This window comes from Rhizomicrobium electricum, from assembly GCF_011762045.1.
In the GTDB taxonomy this organism is placed as follows: Bacteria; Pseudomonadota; Alphaproteobacteria; order Micropepsales; family Micropepsaceae; genus Rhizomicrobium; species Rhizomicrobium electricum.
Genome location: NZ_JAASQS010000011.1, coordinates 42,351 through 62,083 on the forward strand (window position 1 = coordinate 42,351; position 19,733 = coordinate 62,083).

General features: G+C 63.7%; 17 protein-coding genes. 8 read left to right on the top strand and 9 right to left on the bottom strand.

The features are described from left to right. The first annotated feature begins 5 nt into the window (after positions 1-5). The gene (locus tag FHS84_RS19690) at positions 6-440 is read left to right on the top strand and encodes an SRPBCC family protein (RefSeq protein ID WP_166937254.1); all 435 of its coding nucleotides are present in this window, start codon (positions 6-8) and stop codon (positions 438-440) included. Between the two features lie 54 nt (positions 441-494). Here the strand turns inward: FHS84_RS19690 and FHS84_RS19695 are convergent, their stop codons facing one another. Together FHS84_RS19695 and FHS84_RS19700 are read right to left on the bottom strand one after the other, a co-directional pair. Continuing rightward, positions 495-1,124, bottom strand: coding sequence for an MlaC/ttg2D family ABC transporter substrate-binding protein (locus FHS84_RS19695; RefSeq protein ID WP_166937255.1), 630 nt, complete (start codon positions 1,122-1,124; stop codon positions 495-497). Between the two features lie 83 nt (positions 1,125-1,207). Next, a complete protein-coding gene (locus FHS84_RS19700) occupies positions 1,208-1,834 on the bottom strand; it encodes an MlaA family lipoprotein (protein WP_208393984.1) in 627 nt (208 codons plus the stop codon). Positions 1,835-2,039: 205 nt separating this feature from the next. On the opposite strand from FHS84_RS19700, the gene FHS84_RS19705 reads away from it, so the two are divergent. From FHS84_RS19705 to FHS84_RS19720, 4 genes are read left to right on the top strand one after another with little or no spacing between them, the layout of a single operon-like run. Further along, positions 2,040-3,008 (top strand): ArsR/SmtB family transcription factor, encoded by a 969-nt coding sequence (locus FHS84_RS19705; protein WP_166937257.1) that lies wholly within the window; start codon positions 2,040-2,042, stop codon positions 3,006-3,008. After that, positions 3,005-3,883: a methylenetetrahydrofolate reductase [NAD(P)H] gene (gene metF, locus FHS84_RS19710; RefSeq protein ID WP_166937258.1), complete on the top strand. Its 879-nt coding sequence runs from the start codon at positions 3,005-3,007 to the stop codon at positions 3,881-3,883. Before FHS84_RS19705 ends, metF begins: the two co-directional genes overlap by 4 nt. Next, entirely contained in the window at positions 3,880-7,569 is a 3,690-nt protein-coding gene (metH, locus tag FHS84_RS19715; RefSeq protein ID WP_166937259.1) for a methionine synthase, read from the top strand. The genes metF and metH overlap by 4 nt, the downstream gene beginning before the upstream one ends. Before the next feature lie 50 nt (positions 7,570-7,619). After that, positions 7,620-8,564, top strand: a complete 945-nt coding sequence (locus tag FHS84_RS19720; RefSeq protein ID WP_166937260.1) for a pepsin/retropepsin-like aspartic protease family protein — start codon at positions 7,620-7,622, stop codon at positions 8,562-8,564. A gap of 9 nt (positions 8,565-8,573) precedes the next feature. Here the strand turns inward: FHS84_RS19720 and FHS84_RS19725 are convergent, their stop codons facing one another. The 6 genes from FHS84_RS19725 to FHS84_RS19750 all read right to left on the bottom strand — a co-directional run bounded on the left by FHS84_RS19725 (position 8,574) and on the right by FHS84_RS19750 (position 15,375). Beyond that, the gene (locus FHS84_RS19725; RefSeq protein WP_166937261.1) at positions 8,574-9,200 is read right to left on the bottom strand and encodes a LysE family translocator; all 627 of its coding nucleotides are present in this window, start codon (positions 9,198-9,200) and stop codon (positions 8,574-8,576) included. 4 nt (positions 9,201-9,204) lie between these two features. Next, complete coding sequence (locus FHS84_RS19730; RefSeq protein WP_166937262.1) at positions 9,205-9,717, bottom strand: YbhB/YbcL family Raf kinase inhibitor-like protein; 513 nt, start codon at positions 9,715-9,717, stop codon at positions 9,205-9,207. A 313-nt stretch (positions 9,718-10,030) separates the two neighbouring features. Then, complete coding sequence (locus FHS84_RS19735) at positions 10,031-11,179, bottom strand: 2'-deoxycytidine 5'-triphosphate deaminase (RefSeq protein WP_166937263.1); 1,149 nt, start codon at positions 11,177-11,179, stop codon at positions 10,031-10,033. Between the two features lie 71 nt (positions 11,180-11,250). After that, a complete protein-coding gene (locus tag FHS84_RS19740) occupies positions 11,251-12,135 on the bottom strand; it encodes a hypothetical protein (protein WP_166937264.1) in 885 nt (294 codons plus the stop codon). Positions 12,136-12,182: 47 nt separating this feature from the next. Continuing rightward, positions 12,183-14,951, bottom strand: a complete 2,769-nt coding sequence (locus FHS84_RS22305; RefSeq protein WP_208393985.1) for a helicase C-terminal domain-containing protein — start codon at positions 14,949-14,951, stop codon at positions 12,183-12,185. 7 nt (positions 14,952-14,958) lie between these two features. Continuing rightward, positions 14,959-15,375, bottom strand: a complete 417-nt coding sequence (locus FHS84_RS19750; protein WP_166937265.1) for a hypothetical protein — start codon at positions 15,373-15,375, stop codon at positions 14,959-14,961. 51 nt (positions 15,376-15,426) lie between these two features. Here FHS84_RS19750 and FHS84_RS19755 point away from each other — a divergent pair, with 51 nt between their 5' ends. After that, positions 15,427-17,001 (top strand): lysine--tRNA ligase, encoded by a 1,575-nt coding sequence (locus FHS84_RS19755; RefSeq protein ID WP_166937266.1) that lies wholly within the window; start codon positions 15,427-15,429, stop codon positions 16,999-17,001. An 18-nt stretch (positions 17,002-17,019) separates the two neighbouring features. On the opposite strand, the gene FHS84_RS19760 is transcribed toward FHS84_RS19755, so the two are convergent. Continuing rightward, positions 17,020-17,580: a hypothetical protein gene (locus FHS84_RS19760; RefSeq protein WP_166937267.1), complete on the bottom strand. Its 561-nt coding sequence runs from the start codon at positions 17,578-17,580 to the stop codon at positions 17,020-17,022. 210 nt (positions 17,581-17,790) lie between these two features. Here FHS84_RS19760 and FHS84_RS19765 point away from each other — a divergent pair, with 210 nt between their 5' ends. Both FHS84_RS19765 and FHS84_RS19770 read left to right on the top strand, forming a co-directional pair. Beyond that, complete coding sequence (locus tag FHS84_RS19765) at positions 17,791-18,195, top strand: bacteriohemerythrin (RefSeq protein ID WP_166937268.1); 405 nt, start codon at positions 17,791-17,793, stop codon at positions 18,193-18,195. An 83-nt stretch (positions 18,196-18,278) separates the two neighbouring features. Further along, positions 18,279-19,565 carry an NAD(P)/FAD-dependent oxidoreductase gene (locus tag FHS84_RS19770; protein WP_166937269.1) on the top strand — a complete coding sequence of 429 codons (1,287 nt, stop codon included), beginning with the start codon at positions 18,279-18,281 and terminating at the stop codon, positions 19,563-19,565. The last annotated feature ends 168 nt before the right edge of the window (positions 19,566-19,733 follow it).

Here is a 19,733-nt window from a genome sequence, read left to right on the forward strand (position 1 = left end):
GCCTCATGGACCGCAGTTTCGAATTCGCTCCTACCTTCGAACTCACGCTTGCCCGCGCCATCCCCGCGCCGCCGGCCACCGTGTTCGATGCATGGCTCGATCCCAAGAAGCCGGGCGGACCGTGGTTCGGGGTCAAGGCGCTGGTGCTCGATCCTGTGCCCGGCGGTTTGTTTTATCATGCCGTCACGTTCGAAGGGCGCGAGTGGGCCCATTACGGGCGCTTCCTGGTGATTGATCGTCCGAAAAAGATCGAACACACCTGGGTTTCGGCCGCGACGCGCGGACTTGAATCTGTGCTGACGCTGACGTTTGCGGCGGAAGGCGAGGGTACGCTCCTCACCCTTCACCACGCCGGTCTGCCCGACGACGCGATGGGGCGGCGCCACGAAGAAGGGTGGCGTCTCGGCCTCGATGGGCTGCACGACGACTATCAGCTCTAAACAAAAACGGCCCGGATTGCTCCGGGCCGTTTCGGTATTCGATCGGGTCGAAACTTAGTGCTGCTGCGCCGCCTTCTGCTTGAGCATGGCGACCAGCGCCTTCACGTCGCCGTTCTTCTGGCCGAGGTAGGAGGTGAAGTCGTTGCGCTCGAGTTCGCGGATCCACACGCCTTCGACCGAGAAGTCGACCACCAGCATGCGGCCGTTGACCGTCTGCACACGGAAGTTCACTTCGAACGGCTTGGCGCTCGGCTTCTTGGGATCGACCGTCACGGTCTTGACCATGATGTCGTTGGCGCCGAGCTGGTTCGAGCCGGTCACCTTCAGGCTCTGGCCGGAGTATTTGGCGAAATAGGACTGGTAGACCGACATCGCGTAGTCCTTGAACGCGGCGTCGAACGCAGTCAGGTCTTCGGGGCTGGCCGAACGGCGGTACTGGCCGAGCGTATAGCGGCCGATGGACTGGATGTCGGTGAGGCCGAGCAGGAAGTTCTGGAACTCGGTCTTCTTCTGCTCTTTCGAGCTTGCCGTGTTGTTCAGGATGCCCATGGCCTTCTGAACGTTGTCGGCGATGAACTGCTCGGCCGGGCTCGCCGCTTCGGCGCGTCCCATCGAAAGGCCGAGGCTCAGCACCAGCGCCGCCACGAAACTGAACGAAGTCGCAAAGAATTTAAGTCTCATCATACCGCGCATCCGAATATCCTTTGCCCGTAATCCGTGAGGAGAGGTAATGCTCGCTCGCCTGTATGGCAAGTTCGTGGCGCAATTTACTCGTCGTTCGAGGGCATTCCGTTACGGATTTGATACGCCCGGTTCTGCCGGTAGAGACTGCGCACCGTGGCATAGAAGTCGAGCGAGTTGCGTTCGATGCCGTCGAGCGTCTCCAGGCCGCGTGAGCGGGTGTCGACGATGTTCAGATACATGCGGACGCCTTCCCACATCACGTGCCGCTTGAATTTGATGTAAGTGACCGGATCGAAAGCGACATCCGCCCCGCGTCCGACGGCATCGCGCGGGTTGGACGGACCGAGCAGCGGCAGCATGAGGTAGGGCCCGTCGCCGACGCCCCAGACCGCCAGGGTCTGGCCGAAATCCTCGTCGTGCGACTCGATCCCGAAACGGGTGGCGACGTCGAACAGCCCGCCGAGGCCGAGGGTCGAATTGATCAGAAAGCGGCCGGTCATGGTGCCGGCGCGGCCCGGCTCGGCCTGCAGCAGGTCGTTGGCCACCACCACCGGAGCGTGCAGGTTGTCGAGCGTGCTGCGCACCGAGTCCCGCACCTCTTCCGGCACATAGGTCTGGTAACGCTGGGCGGTCGGCTTGAGGAACGTCCGGTCGATACTGAGATTGAAATCGAATATCGCCCGGTTGGTGGCTTCATAAGGATCGTTCACCCCGGCGGGGTCCGCCGGCGTGGCACAGCCGCCAAGGAGCACCCCCGCAGCAACGAGAAAAGCCAATATGCGCATAATGTTAGCGGTACCGCCCAGGACTGGGCACCGCCCCCCGAAGACGCTATTGGTCCCAGGTTTTGCGGCCCTTGCACAGGCGGTCAAACGAAGCATATAAAGATATGTTTATATGTGGTAGGACCTGTTCATGGACTGGCTTGTCGCGATGCTGCGTGCCGCCGGCGACCCGACGCGGTTGCGCCTGCTCCTGTTGCTGCGCCAGGCAGAGCTGACGGTTTCCGAGCTGATCGAGATCATCGGCCAGAGCCAGCCGCGGGTCAGCCGCCACCTCAAGCTCTTGTGCAGCGCCGGACTGATCGCCCGCTTTAAGGAAGGCAGCTGGGTGTTCTATCGCGCCACCGACGAGGGCAAGGGTGCCGCCCTGGGTGCCGCCTTGGCCGATCTGTTGCCGGGCCCGCCGGAAGCCGACCTGAAGCGCCTTGCCGCCGTGCGCGAGAAGCGGGCCGCAGAGGCCGCCGCGTATTTCAAGGCCAATGCCTCCGAATGGGGCCGCATCCGTTCGCTTCATGCGCCCGAGCGCGAAGTGGAGGAGGCGATTCTGCGCCATCTGACCGCCGCGCCCATCGAGCAATTGCTCGATGCCGGCACCGGCACCGGGCGGATGCTGGAACTGCTGGCCCCGCACGCCAAGCGCGCGGTCGGCATCGATACCAGCCCGGAGATGCTAGCCATCGCGCGCGACAGGCTTTTGCGCGGCACGCTGCCGAACTGCCAGGTGCGCCTCGGCGACACTTATCGCCTGCCGTTCGATGCCGGCGGAGCGGCTGGCGGCTTCGACGTCGTGCTCTTTCATCAGGTTCTTCACTATCTCGACGATCCGGCCGCCGCCGTGGCCGAAGGGGCGCGGGTGCTGAAGCGCGGCGGACGTCTGTTGATCGCCGATTTTGCGCCCCACAGCCTCGAATTCCTGCGCGACGACTACGCCCACCGCCGCCTCGGCTTCTCCGACAGAGAAGTGCAAGGCTGGTTTGCGCAAGCCGGCTTGAAGCTGACGGCAGCCGAAGCCATCGCGCCGCACACCGATTCCAAGGAACAACTCATCGTGCAGATCTGGCTCGGACAAAGCCCCGCGGCCACATTGGGAGTGGCGGCATGAGCCTGAAGGACATTTTCTCCACCGAACGGCCGATCAGCGTGTCGTTCGAGTTCTCGCCGCCCAAGACGGCCGAGATGGAAGAGCAACTCTGGACCTGCATCAAGCGCCTGGAGCCGCTCGGGCCGTCGTTCGTTTCGGTCACATACGGCGCCGGCGGGTCGACCCGCGACCGCACGCACGCCACCGTCAAGCGCATGGTGCAGGAGACCAAATTAAAGCCCGCCGCGCATCTGACCTGCGTCGGCTCGCCGAAAGCCGAAATCGACGCCATCGTGCGCCAGTATTGGGACGCCGGCGTGCGCCATATCGTTGCCTTGCGCGGCGACATGCCGGGTATGGCGCAACCCTACCAGCCGCATCCCGAAGGTTATGCGTCGACGCCCGACCTTATCCGCGGCATCCGCGCCATCGGCGATTTCCAGGTCAGCGTGTCGTGCTATCCCGAGAAGCATCCGGAATCGCCGTCGCTGGAACACGATCTCGATCTTCTGAAAAAGAAGGTCGATGCCGGTGCCGACCGCGCCATCACGCAGTTCTGCTTTTCCGCCGAAACGCTGGCGCGCTTTCGCGACCGCGCCGACCGCTGGGGCATTTCGGTGCCGATCGTGCCGGGCCTGATGCCGACCACCAATTTCAAGGGCATCCGCAACATGTCGGCGCGCTGCGGCGCGCAAGTTCCGTCGTGGTTGGCTGCGCTCTATGAAGGTCTCGACAAGGATCTCGAAAGCCGCCGCATCGTCGCCTCGGCGGTGCTGGCCGAACAGGTCAGCGAATTGCACGCCTACGGCTTCGAGCAGTTCCACTTCTACACCTTGAACCAAGCCGACCTCACCTATGCCACCTGCCGCATTCTCGGCGTAAAGGACACCTTATGAGCTTCGATCGTTCCGCTCGTATCCGCTGGCTGAAGGAAGAGGCGCAGCGCCGTGTGTTGTTGCTCGACGGCTCCTGGGGCGTGATGATCCAGGGCTACGGCCTCAAGGAAGACGACTTCCGGGGTACGCGTTTCACCGCCCACAATCACGATCTCAAGGGCAACAACGATCTTCTCACCCTGACGCGGCCCGACGTGGTGCGCGAAATCGGTCACGCCTATCTCGATGCCGGCGCCGACATCATCGAGACCAATACCTTCAATTCCACCGCGCCGGCGCAAGGCGATTACGGCCTGTCGCACTGCGTGCGCGAACTCAACCGCGAAGGCGCCCGTCTGGCGCGCGCGATCTGCGACGAGCGCACCACGGCCGACCGGCCGCGTCTGGTCGCCGGCGTGCTCGGCCCCACCAATCGCACCGCGTCGATTTCGCCCGACGTCAACGATCCGGCCTATCGCAACATCACCTTTGACGATCTTGCCGAGACCTATCGCGATGCCGCGCACGGACTGATCGAAGGCGGCGCCGATCTGTTGATGATCGAAACCATTTTCGACACCTTGAACGCCAAAGCGGCGATTTTCGCCATCGAACAGGCCTTCGAGGACTTGGGCGAACGCCTGCCGGTCTGGATCTCCGGCACCATCACCGACCGTTCCGGCCGCACGCTGACCGGTCAGACCACCGAAGCCTTCTGGCATTCGGTGCGGCACGCCAATCCGTTTGCCATCGGCCTCAACTGTGCCCTCGGCGCTGCCGAGATGCGCCAGTACGTCGCCGAAATCGCGGCCGTCGCCGATACGCTGGTGTCGGCGCACCCGAATGCCGGTCTGCCCAACGAATTCGGCGGTTACGACGACACGCCGCAGCAGATGGCCGAGAAGATCGGCGAGTTTGCGCGCTCCGGTCTCGTCAACATCGTCGGCGGCTGCTGCGGCACCACGCCCAAGCACATCGCCGCCTTCGCCGAAGCGATCAAGGGCGTCAAGCCGCGTGCCATTCCGGAAAAGCCGAAGTACTTGCGCCTCTCCGGCCTCGAGCCGTTCACCGTCACGCCGCAGAGCAATTTCGTCAACATCGGCGAGCGCACCAACGTCACCGGTTCGGCCAAGTTCAAGAAGCTGATCGTCGGCGGCGATTACGATGCCGCGCTCGATGTCGCCCGTCAGCAGGTGGAAGCCGGCGCTCAGGTCATCGACATCAACATGGACGAGGGCCTGCTCGATTCCGAAGCGGCGATGACGCGCTTCCTCAATCTTATCGCCGGCGAGCCCGACATCGCCAAGGTGCCGGTGATGGTCGACTCCTCGAAATGGAGTGTGATCGAAGCGGGCCTGAAGTGCGTTCAGGGTAAAGGCATCGTCAATTCGATTTCGCTGAAAGAAGGCGAAGAGGCTTTCATTGCGCATGCCAAACAGGTCCGCCGCTTCGGCGCCGCCGTAGTGGTAATGGCGTTCGACGAAAAGGGCCAAGCCGACACCGAAGAGCGCAAGGTTTCGATCTGCAAGCGCGCCTACGACATCCTGGTCAACAAGGTTGGCCTGCCGCCGGAAGACATCATCTTCGATCCCAACATCTTCGCGGTCGCGACCGGCATCGAAGAACACAACAATTACGCCGTCGATTTCATCCAGGCGACGGCGCGCATCCGCAAGGAATTGCCGCACGCCCACATCTCGGGCGGCGTCTCCAACATCTCGTTCTCGTTCCGCGGCAACGAACCGGTGCGCCAAGCGATGCATTCCGCGTTCCTGTTCCACGCCATCAAGGCGGGCATGGACATGGGCATCGTCAATGCCGGCCAGCTCACGGTTTATCAGAACATCCCGACCGCGTTGCGCGAGGCGGTGGAAGACGTGCTGCTCAATCGCCGGGCCGATGCCACAGAACGTCTGCTCGATGCCGCCAAGCAGTACAAAGGCGGCGCCGCGGTGGAACAGACGCAGGATGCCGAGTGGCGCTCGCTGCCGGTCGAAGAACGCCTGACGCATGCGCTGGTGCACGGCATCGATGCTTATGTGGTCGAGGACACCGAGGAATGCCGCCAGCGTGCCGCGCGGCCGCTCGACGTCATCGAAGGTCCGCTGATGGCCGGCATGAACGTCGTCGGCGATCTGTTCGGCTCGGGCAAGATGTTCCTGCCGCAAGTGGTCAAGTCCGCCCGCGTGATGAAGAAGGCGGTCGCCTATCTGCTGCCGTACATGGACGCCGAGCAGGAGAAGAACCAGACCAAGGAGCCGGCCGGGCGCATCATCATGGCGACGGTGAAAGGCGACGTGCACGACATCGGCAAGAACATCGTCGGCGTCGTGCTGCAATGCAACGGCTACGAGGTGATCGACCTCGGCGTCATGACCCCGGCACAGAAGATCCTCGATGAAGCCAAGGCGCGCAAGGCCAACATCATCGGCCTTTCCGGCCTGATCACGCCGTCGCTCGACGAGATGTGCCATGTCGCGGCCGAGATGGAGCGCCAGGGCTTCGACATTCCGCTGATGATCGGCGGTGCTACCACGTCCCGCGTCCATACCGCCGTCAAGATCGATCCCAATTACCGCCGCGGTCAGACGGTCTATGTCGCCGATGCCAGCCGCGCCGTGGGTGTGGCCTCCAGCCTGTTGTCGAAGAACGGCGCCGCTTACGCGGCCGGCATTCGTCGGGAGTACGAAGACGTCGCGCGCGCCCACGCCGCCGGCCACGCGCCCAAGGAGCGTGTGGCGATTGCCGATGCGCGCGCCAACCGCTTTGCGCCCGATTGGAAGTCCTACACGCCGCCCAAGCCGTCGTTCCTTGGTCTCAAGACCTTTGCCGATTACGATCTGGGCGAACTCGCTGCCGTCATCGACTGGACGCCGTTCTTCCAGGCCTGGGAGCTCAAGGGCCGCTATCCGCTGATCCTGGACGATCCCAAGTCCGGTGCTACGGCGCGCAGCCTTTTTAACGACGCGCAAAAAATGTTGACCCGGATCGTCGCCGAGAAATGGCTCACCGCCAACGCCGCGATCGGCTTCTTCCCGGCCAACCAGATCGGCGACGACATCGCCGTGTATGCGGACGAAACCCGCTCCACGACAGTGGCGACGCTGCACACCATCCGCCAGCAGATGGCGCGCGAAGCAGGCCGCCCCAATCTGGCGCTCGCCGATTTCGTCGCGCCGGTCGGCACGCCGGACTATATCGGCGGCTTCGTAGTCACCGCGGGCCACGGTGAGGCGGAGCGCATCAAGGCGTTCGAAGCCGCGCACGACGACTATTCCGCGATCCTGCTGCGGGCCCTGGCCGATCGCTTGGCCGAAGCCTTTGCCGAACGCCTGCACGCCCGCGTGCGCCGCGAGTTCTGGGGCTACGCGGCCGACGAAATCCTCTCGAACGAGGATCTCATCGCCGAGAAGTATCGCGGCATCCGCCCGGCGCCCGGTTATCCCGCCCAGCCCGATCACACCGAGAAGGCCACGCTGTTCCGCCTGATCGAAGGCGAAGCGCGTACCGGCGTGAAGCTCACCGAGAGCTTCGCGATGTGGCCGGGCTCGGCGGTGTCGGGTCTCTATTTCTCGCATCCCGACGTGCGCTATTTCGGCGTCGGCAAGATCGAGAAGGATCAGGTCGAAGACTATGCCACGCGCAAGGGCTGGAGCCTCGCCGAAGCCGAACGCTGGCTGGCGCCGAATTTGAACTACCGGCCCTGATTGAACGGATTTCGATGCAGGATTAGTCTTCCGCGAAACGGGGGGCAATCATGGATCGACTTTCGCGCGCGCGTGCGTTTTCGCGGCGGACTTTTCTCGGCACCGGTGTGGCCGCCGTCGCGGCTGGGCCCGCCTTGGCGGAAGAGGAATGCAAGCTGCTGCGGCTTGCCATCCTCGACATGATACCCTTCGGCGGGTTGGTCGTCGTCGAGTGCGCCATCGAGGACCGCAAGCTCCACATGCTGGTGGACACCGGCGGATGGCTGACCTGTTTCACCGAGGCCATTGCGGCCGAGCTGAAATTGCCGGTCGATCTGCGTCCCGAGGAAGGGATCGTCATGTACGGCGGCCTGCCGTTGCGCCGTTTCGTGAACATCGCCGGTTTTCGCATCGGACGTATGCGGGCGCCGCCGCTGCCTTATCCGCTGATGCCGCCGGGCCATTTGCCGGAAGGCGTTGACGGTCTGCTGGCGCCGGACTTTCTTGCCAACTTCGATCTCGATTTCGATTTCGGCGGCAAGAAGCTCAGCCTGTTTTCCAAGAACCATTGCGACGGCAAGGCCGGATACTGGGCGGCATCGCCGATCGAGCCCATCGACATCCTGCGTGATGACGACGGCGCACACATCTGGACCCACGTCAATGTCGACGGCGAGGACCTCAAGGCTTTGATCGATACCGGGGCGTCCTCCACGGTGATGAGCATGGACACCGCGCGCTACAAGTTCGGCATCCGCAGGGACGATCCGCGGCTGTCCGACGACACCCGCTACGAAAAACTGAAGGACACGAAGCGGTTTCCCTTCAAGCAGATGACGTTCGGCAACGTCAGGGTGGATAATCCCGACATCGTGCTGGTGCCCGACAATGTCGCTCAGATGGGACCGAACGGGCCGTCGCTGATCCTCGGTTTGTCGGTGATGCACCACCTGCACATGTACATCGCCTATCGCGAGAAGAAGCTCTACGTTACCGGAGCGGACGAGAAGGCCTGACGAACCGGTTCAGCGCCGCTCGCTCCAGGCCAGCCGCACGGCAAGGCCCAGCATCACGCTGGCGCTGATCCAGCCCATGATGCGGCCGACGATCGGATTGGCTTTCAGCTTTTCCGACAGCTTGCCGCCGCCGAAAGCGACGATCGCATTCACCGTGGTGCCGGAAATCGAGAAGCAGGTGCCGAGGATCATGATCTGCAGCCACACCGGCCCGATGGTGGGGTTCACGAACTGCGGCAGGAAGGCGATGAAGAAGATCGCCACCTTGGGATTGAAGATGTTGGTGACGAAGCCCTGCCGGAATGCGGTTCTGACGCCCTCTTCGGCGCTCATCTCGGAGAGTTTCGGCGGATTGCGGATCATGCCGACAGCGATCCAGACGAGATAGGCCGCACCGGCATAGCGCACCACGTCGTAAGCGAGCGGAAACGCCGCGAACAGCGCCGCCAGTCCGAACGCGGCGAGCGTCATGTGAAACACGATGGTGGCGATGCCGATGCCGAGCGCCGCCGCCACGCCGGCGCGGGTGCCGCGATGGGTCGCCTGCGCCAGCACGAAGGTCATGTCGGGGCCGGGCGTGACGTTGAGCGCCAAGGCGCCTGCCATGAAGATCAGGAAGGTGTCGAGATGGGGCATCGCGTTACGGATGCCCGAATTTCACGGTGAAGCTTGCCGACGCCAGCGCATTGTTGCGGATCGCTGCGTCAACCTTGGTCATGCTGTCGCTCGCGCCGAGTCCGAGCTTGTCGATCTTCAGGGCATAGACCGTGAAGACATAGCGATGTGGCTTGCCGGGCGGCGGAGCAGGGCCGCCGTAACCGGGCGGACCGAAATCGGTCACCGATTGGATAGAACCGGGTGGCATGCCGAAGGCGCTGGCATTTTCGGGCAGGCCGGCCGTGCCGGCAGGAATGTCGAACGCCAGCCAATGCCACCAGCCGCCGGGGCGCGGAGCGTCAGGGCTCGGCGCATCGGGATCGTGACAGGTGACGGCGAAACTCTTGGTACCGGCCGGCGCGCCGCTCCAGGCGAGTGCGGGCGAGCGGTTCTGGCCGTGATAGCCCATGCCGTTGAAGACGTGCACCATCGGCACGGTGCTGCCGTCGGGCAGCGTGGGTGAGGTAAGTTTGAACGGGGCTGCTGATGCGCTCATCGTTGCCACCATCATCAATCCGGAGAGCGCTAGGATAATGCGTGTAACCATGCGCGGGGTTCCGGGGGTTCGAACGCGATACTAGCGCGGGCGTGGAACCCTGGAAACTCATGAGGCGGCCGGCGCGTTCCCGCGCCGTAGCCGCCTCATGCTGCCCCCTTCAATGCGGACCCTCCGCGGAGCTCTTGCCCCTTCGTCGTCATCCGCGGCGGGACGAATAAGTCCAAACTCGCGTCGCTTTCGCAACGGGCCGCGCCGTCTCACCTGTCGGGTTTGCGACCGCTTGTGGATTCGGGGCAACAATTTGCGAAGGTTAATCGGTGAAGTGTTTAGAAAGCTTCAAACCTTGGCGCTGGTAATGTGAGCCGATACCTTCGCCGTAGGCTTCCACCGGAACTTCGGTGAGCCGCTCGAAGACCAATCGTCCGATGATCTGGCCGTGTTCCAGGATGAAGGGAACTTCGTGGCTGCGCACTTCCAGGACGGCACGCGCCGATGGCGGCCGGCCCTGGGTGTAGCCGAAACCGGGATCGAAAAAGCCCGCGTAATGGACGCGGAACTCGCCGACCAGCGGATTGAACGGCACCATTTCGGCCGCGTATTCGGGCGGAATGGCGACCGCTTCCCGTGATGCGAGAATGTAGAATTCGTCGGGATCGAGCACGATGTTGCCCGACTTCGAGGGCTCGATCGGATCCCAGAACTCGCGCGGATCGAGCACGCCGCGCCGGTCGATATCGATGATGTTGGTATGATGCTTGGCGCGCCAGCCGATCTGGGGGCCGCTATCCGTGCCGATCAGATCGACCGACAGGCCCAGTCCGTCTTCGATATTCGGTTCGCAATCGACCAGCGGACTTTCCGCATGCAAACGGCGCAATTGCGTATCGGTGAACTGCGGATTACCGCGCCGCACGCGCAGCTGGTTCAGCCGCGAGCCTTTGCGCACCAGCACCGGGAACGTGCGTGGGCTGATTTCGGCGTACAGCGGGCCTTTATAGCCGGTCTCGACGCGATCGAAGCTCTGCGCCCGGTCGGTGATGAGACGGGTGAAGACATCGAGCCGCCCGGTCGAACTTTTCGGATTGGCAATGCCGGAAACGCGGAACGAGAAGTCGGCGCTTTCGAGCAGCGGCACGACATAGACGCAGCCGGTTTCCAGCACCGCGCCGTTGGAGATGTCGATCTCGTGCAGCACCGCATTGCTGAGCTTTTCCTGCACCGTGGCGTTGGGGCCGGGCAGGAAGCTCGCGCGCATCCGCCACGCGACCGGGCCGAGACGTAGGTCGATGCTGGCCGGTTGGATCTGGGCGTCGTCGAACTCTTCCGTAGCGACCACTTCGCGCCGGGCGCGAATGAGGCGCTTCAGGACGTGACCGGGCAGGATGCCGGTGGAATGCTTGCCATAGCTCTCTGGCTCATCGGCGGCGAACAGGGTTTCGTCGGGATTTTCGGTGGTCATGGGGCCGGAAACTAGCCTGCCGTCCCCCCTCCGTCATCCTCGGGAATCGAGAAACCCACGGCTTTTCGCGCTTATTCGGTGCCGTAACGCCGAATCGCGGTCAAAACACCGGCAGAATCGAACAGACAGCCGAGCATCCGGCCTTTGCCTTCGGGCGCGTCGAACATCAGCACAAAGCGGCCGTCGGGATTGTGGTTCTCGGTGATCGGCTTGCCGAACTTCTTGCGGACCTCGTCGGCGGTGGACTTACCCGCCGTGAAACCGTAGTCGGCCGAAGCGTCGTCGGCGAGACGGCGCATGCCGCCGGGGGCCGCAACCGGTTTGGGCGGTTCGGTGACGGTGCCGGGGAGACAGACGCCCTTGGCATCGATAGCGGCGCAGAGCTTCACTTGTTCGCTGAGGTATTTGTTGGCGTTGCCCTGGCGGGCCATCATGGCCTTGACGGCTTCGAGCTGATCGCCGCTGAATTCGATGACGCCGCCGACGCGGTTCTTATCTGCCGGGCGGCGGATCTCGTATTGCACGACATAGAACGCCTTGGTGCCCGCGATCGCTTTCAGGAAGATGTCGATATCCTTGTCGGTGCCTTTCTGGTGGGAGCAGTAAAGCTGGGCATAGGCGACCGCAAAGCCGTTATCGATACGCTCCACCGGGCCGTTGGCGCGCAAGCTCTCGCACTGTCCGCGGACACGCTGGAACATGCCTTTGACGAAATCGGCAGGCGTCATCTGGCCTTTGAAGAAATGCTGCTCGGTCAGGATGTCCTTGATGTCGTCTTCAGTCTGATCGGCCGGAATCCACTCGCGCATCAGCATCAGCGCATTGGATTTGTCGGTGATGTTTTTCCACGGCGTCGCCGCCGGATAGGGCGGCACCAGCAGCGTTTCGTCGGTCGTTTCGGCGTTCGCGCAAACTGCTACGGCGGCGAAAAGAGCCGCCACGATCATCCGGTTCATGCTGTCCAGCCGCCCCTATGTCCGCGCTAGCATCGCACTTTGCCGGGTCAGGCGGAAGGAGGAAGCAGGCCGGTGCCCAGAAAGCCACGGATTTCGCGGACGGCTTCGGCGAGACCGCAACGCAGAACCGGCGTTTCCGGCGGAAAAGCGGCCAAGAGGCGCGATGGCGTTGCCGATTCCAGGATGACGAAACAGCCCTTGTCGTTCTGACCCCGGATCAGCCGTCCGAACGCCTGCTTTAACCGTAAGCGGGTCAGAAGATCGTCGTAACTCCTGCCGAAGCGCGCCCGCCGCGCTTTGTGCAGGATGGTCGGCTTCGGCCACGGCACTTTGTCGAACACGACAAGACGCAGCGAGCGCCCCGGCACATCGACGCCGTCGCGCAACGCATCGGTGCCCAGGAGGCACGAGTTCTCTTCCGAGCGGAACAAGTCCACCAGCGCGCCGGTGTCGAGCCGGTCGACATGCTGCGCATACAAAGTGAGACCCGCTTCGGCGAGCGGCCCGGCGATCTTGGTTTCGACGGACTTCAGTGCCCGCACTGCCGTGAACAGCCCGAGCGCGCCGCCGCCCGCCGCCAGGAAGAGTTCGCGGAACGCCGCCGCCATCTGGTCGGGATTGCGCCGCTCGACGTCGCGCACGATGAACACGCGCGATTGCTCCGCGTAAGCGAAGGGCGAACCGAAACTCGCGCGCCGCGCCGGTTCGGGCAGATGGGCTGCGCCGGTGCGGACTTCGGCGGATTGCCAATCGTCTTCGTTGCCGGCGTCGCGCAGCGTCGCCGAGGTGACCAATGCGCCATGCGCGCGCGCCAGTACTTCGTTGGTGAGCGGCACGGTGGGATCGACCCAGCGCCGTTCGAGACCGATGTCGGTGCCGCGGCCGTCTTCGCGGGTGATCTCGAACCAGTCGACGAAATCGTCGTTGATCTCGCCGGTTTCGAGCGCTTCGAGCATGCTCATCCAGGCGGGCAATATGATCCTGCCGCGCCATTCGAGGCCGCGCGCTGCCGCATCGATCCGCGCCCGCTGATAAGGTTCCAGCTCGCTCGATTTGTCGTCGAGATGCTGGCGCAGCGCCTTGGCGAGCCGCATCAACGGCACCGCCAGACGCTTCAAGCCTTTGCCTAATTGCTGCGCCGCTTCGATCATCTCGTCGGTAAGCGGCATGGTCTCGCATTCGAGCGAATAGAACTGGTCGCGATCTTCGCAGCGGGCGCGGACGTGCTGATAGACGGCAGCGAGAAACACTTCGCCCGGCCCATGTGGCGATCCGAGGCGCGAGGTCCAGCCTTCGCCCGCCAGGACGCTGGCCGCCGCCACGGCTTCTTCCAGTGCGCGGCGCGCGTCTTCATTGTCTTCGACCAGATCCTTCAGTCGTTCTTCCAGCCCGCGCGAGCGCGACCGCGTGCGTCCTTCGGGACCGCGCACCCAGCGGCGCATGTCGGCCATTTCGGTGCCGGAGACCGCCGCGGCGAATCCGGAATCGGCGGCATCGAACAGATGATGACCTTCGTCGAAGACATAGCGTGTGCGCCGCTCGCCGCCATTGTCGGTGGTTTCGTCGGTCCCCAGCCAATCCTGGGCCGCATTGGCGATGACGAGGGCATGGTTGGCGACGACGATCTGAGCATTCTTGGCCCGCCGCACGATCTTTTCGATGAAGCAGACGCGGTAATGCGGACAGGCGGCGTAGATGCACTCGCCGCGCCGGTCGGTGATTTCGCGCAGCGGCAGATAGGCGGCGAGGAATGCCGGAAAGCCGCTGCCGGAAATGTCGCCGTCGGCGGTCGCCGCCACCCAGCGCGAAATCAGCGCCAGCGCGATGGTGCGATGGCTTGGTGCCAGCGCCTGCCGCTTCACCGCCTCTTCGAAGTTCAACAGGCAGAGATAATTCTCGCGTCCCTTGCGGGCAACGACCTTGTCTTCGCGTTCGGCGGGATCGGGGTAAAGCCGCGAACACTCCGCCACGATCTGGCGCTGCAGATTGCGGGTATAGGTCGAGATCCACAGGCCCGGCCCGTTTTTCTCCGCCCATAAACTCGCGGGCGCCAGATACCCGAGCGTCTTGCCGATGCCGGTGCCCGCTTCCACCAGTGCCACCCGCGGCGCTCCGGCGCGTTCGCGCGGGCTGAAGGCGAATGCGGCGGCGTCGGTATAGGCGCGCTGCTCGGGGCGCTCCTCGCCGGTGTTGCCGACCAGCGATGCCAGCCGCGCGCGCGCTTCTTCCGGCGTCACCGGCAGGGACGACGGCTTGCCCGGCGCCGGGGCGTCTTCCCATTCCGATAGCGTGCGCCAGACTTCGAACCCGGCAAGCGGGGCGCGCTGCAATTCGCTCGGCTCGATGATGTCGAGGATCGGTCCGGCCCAGCGCCATCCCGCTTTGGCCATGGTCTGGCAGAGCGGACGCAATACAGACAGCGTTTTGGCGGGGAGGGTGGGCAGTTCTTCCAGCAGCAGCCGCGCGGATTCTCGCAACGCGCCGGCTCCGGTCTGATCCGCCACCGCTACACCCAGCACCTGCGCGATCCCGAGCGCACTCGGCACGCAGGGGGTACCCGGCCGCACGAAGGCGAACAGCTCCAGCACGTCGTAGCAGAGCCGCGACGGCGCCGCTTTCAACCGCCCGGCGACAAAGGCGGCATTGGCGACGAGGACATTGCCGTCGGCGAGCAGGGCGGCGGCTTCGGCGGCGCCGATAGGACGCAACCGGCCGTGGTCGCCGCCGTCAACAACCGCGCCCGTACCGGCGGGCACGAGCGCCGGCAGCGCCAGGAGAAGCGAAAGGTCGGGCGGGTTGATTCTGGGATCGTTCACGCCGCGACTATGCGACGGAATCCACCATGGATGCTACCAGGTTTGGAAACCGTGCGGCGAGTGCCAGGCGGAAGCGCTCGTATTCCAGCATCACCATCTGGGCGTCATTGCGCAGCGCCTCGGCGCTGTCGGCGCGATAGGCGGCGTCGGCCAGTTTGCGGGCGGCCGCGGCCACGCGGCGAAATCCCAGCCCCTCGGCTTCCCGGCCGATCTCGAGGGCGGCGCGCACCGCTTCCTGCCAATAGGCACAGGTCATCGCCTCTTCGAGCCGCTGGCACAAGGCATCCGAGTTTTCGAGATAGAGGGCGAGCACCGCCTTCAATTCGTCCCCGAAATCCGCTTCCAAACGCGTGAAAACGGCGTCGTCTGCGGCGCCGGGGGCGTCGGATTCGGTCAGAAACTCGGCGGCGGACGTTGACGACATGGCCCCTCCAGCCTAGCTTCCCCGCCTTTCCAAACAGTTTAGGAACTCGGTATGTCCTTATCGGAAATTGCGCTGAAAGCCCATGCTTGGCCGTTCGAGGAGGCGCGCAAACTACTTACCCGCGGCGTGAAAGGCCGCGAAGTGATCTTCGAGACCGGTTACGGCCCGTCCGGATTGCCGCACATCGGCACCTTCGGCGAAGTCGCCCGCACCACCTGGGTCCGCCGCGCGTTCCAGTTGATGAGCGACCTGCCCACGCGTCTGGTCGCGTTTTCCGACGACATGGACGGCCTGCGGAAGGTTCCCGACAACGTTCCCAACCAGGAGATGCTGCAGCAGCATCTCGGCAAGTCGCTGACGTCGATCCCCGATCCGTTCGGCACCCACGACAGTTTCGGCGCCCACAACAATGCGCGCCTCAAGGCGTTCCTCGACCGCTTCGGGTTCGAGTACGAATTCCTGTCCTCGACCGACTGCTACAAGTCCGGCCGCTTCGACGAGGCGCTGCTGACGGTGCTGCGCAATTTCGAAAAGGTGCGCGACATCGTTCTGCCGACGCTGGGGGCCGAGCGCCGCGCCTCCTATTCGCCGTTCCTTCCCGTTTCCGAGAAGACCGGCGTGGTGCTGCAGGTGCCGACGCTCGAAACCAATATCGAGGCGGGCACCATCGTCTACGAAGAAGACGGCAAGAAGGTCGAGACCCCGGTCACCGGCGGCCACGTCAAGCTGCAATGGAAGGCCGACTGGGCGATGCGCTGGCTGGCGCTCGGCGTCGATTACGAAATGGCGGGCAAGGACCTGATCTCCTCGGTCGAACTGTCGTCCAAAATCGTGCGTGCGCTCGGCGGCAGGCCGCCGGAAGGCTTCAACTACGAGCTTTTCCTCGACGACCAGGGGCAGAAGATTTCGAAGTCGAAGGGCAACGGCCTGTCGGTCGAGGAATGGCTAACCTACGGCAGCGAAGAGAGCCTGGCCCTCTTCATGTATCAGAAGCCGCGCGCCGCCAAGAAAATGTATTTCGACGTCATCCCGCGTGCGGTCGACGATTACGTCGCGTTCCTCGATGCCTATCGGAACAAGGAAACCGAGGACGCCCAGCACCTCGAGAATCCGGTCTATCACATCCACGGCGGCAAGATTCCGGCCGAGACCTATCCGGTTTCGTTTGCGTTGCTGCTCAATCTCGTCAGCGCCTCGAACGCGCACAATCGCGAGGTGCTGTGGGGCTTCATCCGCGCTTATGCGCCGGACGCTTCGCCGGAGAAAAATCCCGGCCTCGACAAGCTCGTCGGCTATGCCGTGCGCTATTACGAAGACTTCGTCAAACCGGCGAAGAAGTTCCGCGCCCCCACCGATAAGGAACGCGCCGCCCTCGAAGAGTTGGCCAAGACGCTGCGCGCTTTCGGCGACGAGCACGATGCCGAAAAGGTCCAGTTCGAGATTTTCGAGATCGGCAAGCGCCACGCGTTCGAGCCGTTGCGCGACTGGTTCAAGGCGATCTACGAGGTCTGCCTCGGCCAATCCCAAGGTCCGCGTTTCGGCTCCTTCGCCGCGCTGTTCGGCTGCGTCGAAACCGCGAACCTGATCGAGCGCGCACTCAAGGGCGAGTTCACCAAGGCCGATTGACGGCGCCGGAGCGCGCCTTCACCCGAAATCGTTGCCGCGGTACTGGAACACCCGCGGTTCGAATTCGTGCGCCTTGAGCCGCTTGAGGTCCTGTTCCAGCAGCGTCTTCACCTGCGCGCGCGAGGTGTTGGCGGCCTCGAACATCTGACGCGTATTGAGCGTCACGGAAGCGCCCTTGAAGCCCGGCGGCCCGGAGATGCCGAGATAAAGCGGCACGCGGCCGCCGACGCCGGTGCGCACGAAATCGATGAACCAGTCCTGGCGCACGGTCTTCAGCGGATTGCCGATCAGGATCAGGCTGATCGCGGTTTCGCCGTCGATCTCTTCCACTTCCACGAACACGCCGGAGCGGTCGGGCCGCCAATTGTCGTCGAGGATCGGAAACTGCCGCCAGCCGCAGTGAAAACTGCGGCAGACCTGCGGCCGGGCTTCGTAGATGCTGCAGCCGCCTTGGCAATGGCGGCACAGGACCCCGGCCGCTTTCTGGATTTCGGGTTTGTCGATCGCCATCACGCTGCAACAGGCGGTGCATGCGCCGCACTCGCGTCCCGGTACCAGATCGAGATCGGTAATGCTCATGGTGCACGCCTTTTGATCAGTCGTCTGATGAAAGCTTGTGCTTCCGACAAAATAGGCATCGCGACCGGATAAAGATCATGCGCAACACAACCCACGTGGCTTAGCGCAGGCGAGGGCCTGCGGCAATAGTTCCGCTGTCTGCTTCGTGGCGTTAAGTCTTGCGCAAGCAGGGCTCCGCTCAAATCGGCGCAGCATTCAGGGGGTTCATAGATGGCGTTGTTTACCTGGAAAGACGAATACAGCACCGGAGTTGTGCAGTTCGACAACGAACACAAGCGGCTGATCGCGCTGATCAACGAATTGCATACCGCGATGATGGAGAGCCGCAGCCAGGACGTGGTGCAGGACGTTCTGAAAAAGCTGGTGCAATACACCCAGATCCATTTCAAGCATGAAGAAGACGTCTTTGCCCGCACGGGTTATCCCGATGCCGCGCAGCACAAGATCCAGCATAAGAAGCTGGTCGAACAAGTGATGGCGTTCAACACCGGTCGCGAGAAGAACGCGTGCCTGTCCATCGACGTTTTGAAATTCCTCAAGCAGTGGCTCCTGGAGCACATCGAGAAGAACGACAAAGCCTACGGCGGCTTCTTGAACAGCAAAGGAATTGTCTGAGAACCACTCGTAGGCGGGACTGATGGGTTTGCTGTATCCGTCGGATGCCCATACACTGGCCGGTAGCAGGCCAGGGGGCATCCATGACGCGCAGCGGGGGCACGCCGCATAAGGTGGTGGTGATCGGCGCCGGTTTTGCCGGTTTGCAGTTCATCCACGATCTCCGGCATCCGAGCGCCGCCATCACGCTGGTCGACCGCCGCAATCATCATCTCTTTCAGCCGCTGCTCTATCAGGTTGCGACGACGGTGCTGGCGACCTCCGAAATCGCCTGGCCGGTCCGCCATCTCTTCCGCGACCGTAGCGATGTCGAAACGCTGCTCGGCGAAGTGGCTGGGATCGACCGCGCGCAGCGGCGCGTGCTGCTGAAAGACGGCGGTGCGCTTGCGTTCGATACGCTGGTCGTGGCGACGGGAACGCGCCACGCTTATTTCGGCCACGACGATTGGGAGGCGTTCGCGCCGGGTCTCAAGACTCTGGAAGACGCGACCACCATCCGCCGCCGGGTGCTGCTCGCCTTCGAGCAGGCCGAACGCGAATCCGATCCCGAGCGCCGCGAGGCGTTGCTGACCTTCGCCATCATCGGCGCCGGCCCGACGGGCGTCGAACTCGCCGGCATGATCGCGGAACTGGCGCACTACACGTTGCCGCGCGAATTCCGCCGCATCGACACGCGCCGCGCCCGCATCCTTCTGATCGAAGGCGGACCGCGGGTGCTGCCGGTGTTCAGTACGCCGCTGTCGGCTTATGCCGAAGCGTCGTTGAAAGAACTCGGCGTCGAGGTCTCGACCAGCAGCCGGGTGACGGATTGCGGGCCGGACGGCGTTCGCATCGGCGACACCGCCATCGCCTGCCGCACCATCATCTGGGCCGCGGGCGTCGAGGCTTCTCCGGCCGCCAAATGGCTGGATGCCGAGGCCGACCGCGCCGGCCGCGTGATCGTGCGCCCCGATCTGACGCTGCCCGGCGACGCCGCGATTTTCGTCGTCGGCGATACCGCGGCGGTGATGCAGGACGGCAAGCCGGTGCCCGGTCTCGCGCCCGCCGCCAAGCAGCAAGGCGCCTACGCGGCCAAAGTGGTTCGCCGCCGCCTCGACGGCAAAACGGCGCCGCCGCCGTTCCGCTATTGGCATCAGGGCAGTCTCGCCACTATCGGCAAGCACGCCGCGATCATCGAATACGGCCGCTTCAACTTCCGCGGCTGGATGGCGTGGTGGCTGTGGGGCATCGCCCACATCTACTTCTTGATCGGCACGCGCTCGCGCTTCGCCGTGGCGTGGAGCTGGCTGTGGAATTATCTCACCGGCATCCACAGCGCCCGCCTGATCACCCAGCGCGAAGTGATCAAGGAAGTAATCAAGGAGACATAAGAACCTCTGTCATCCCGGACGCGCCCATGCCGGCAGTTCCGTTTGGCACTTGGGCGCGATCCGGGAACCACTTCAGCGCAAGTCAGATTTCCGAGTAGGTCCCGGATCGCGCCAACCTGCCAGAAATCAAAATCTCCGTGGCGCGTCCGGGATGACAGTGGGTGAAAA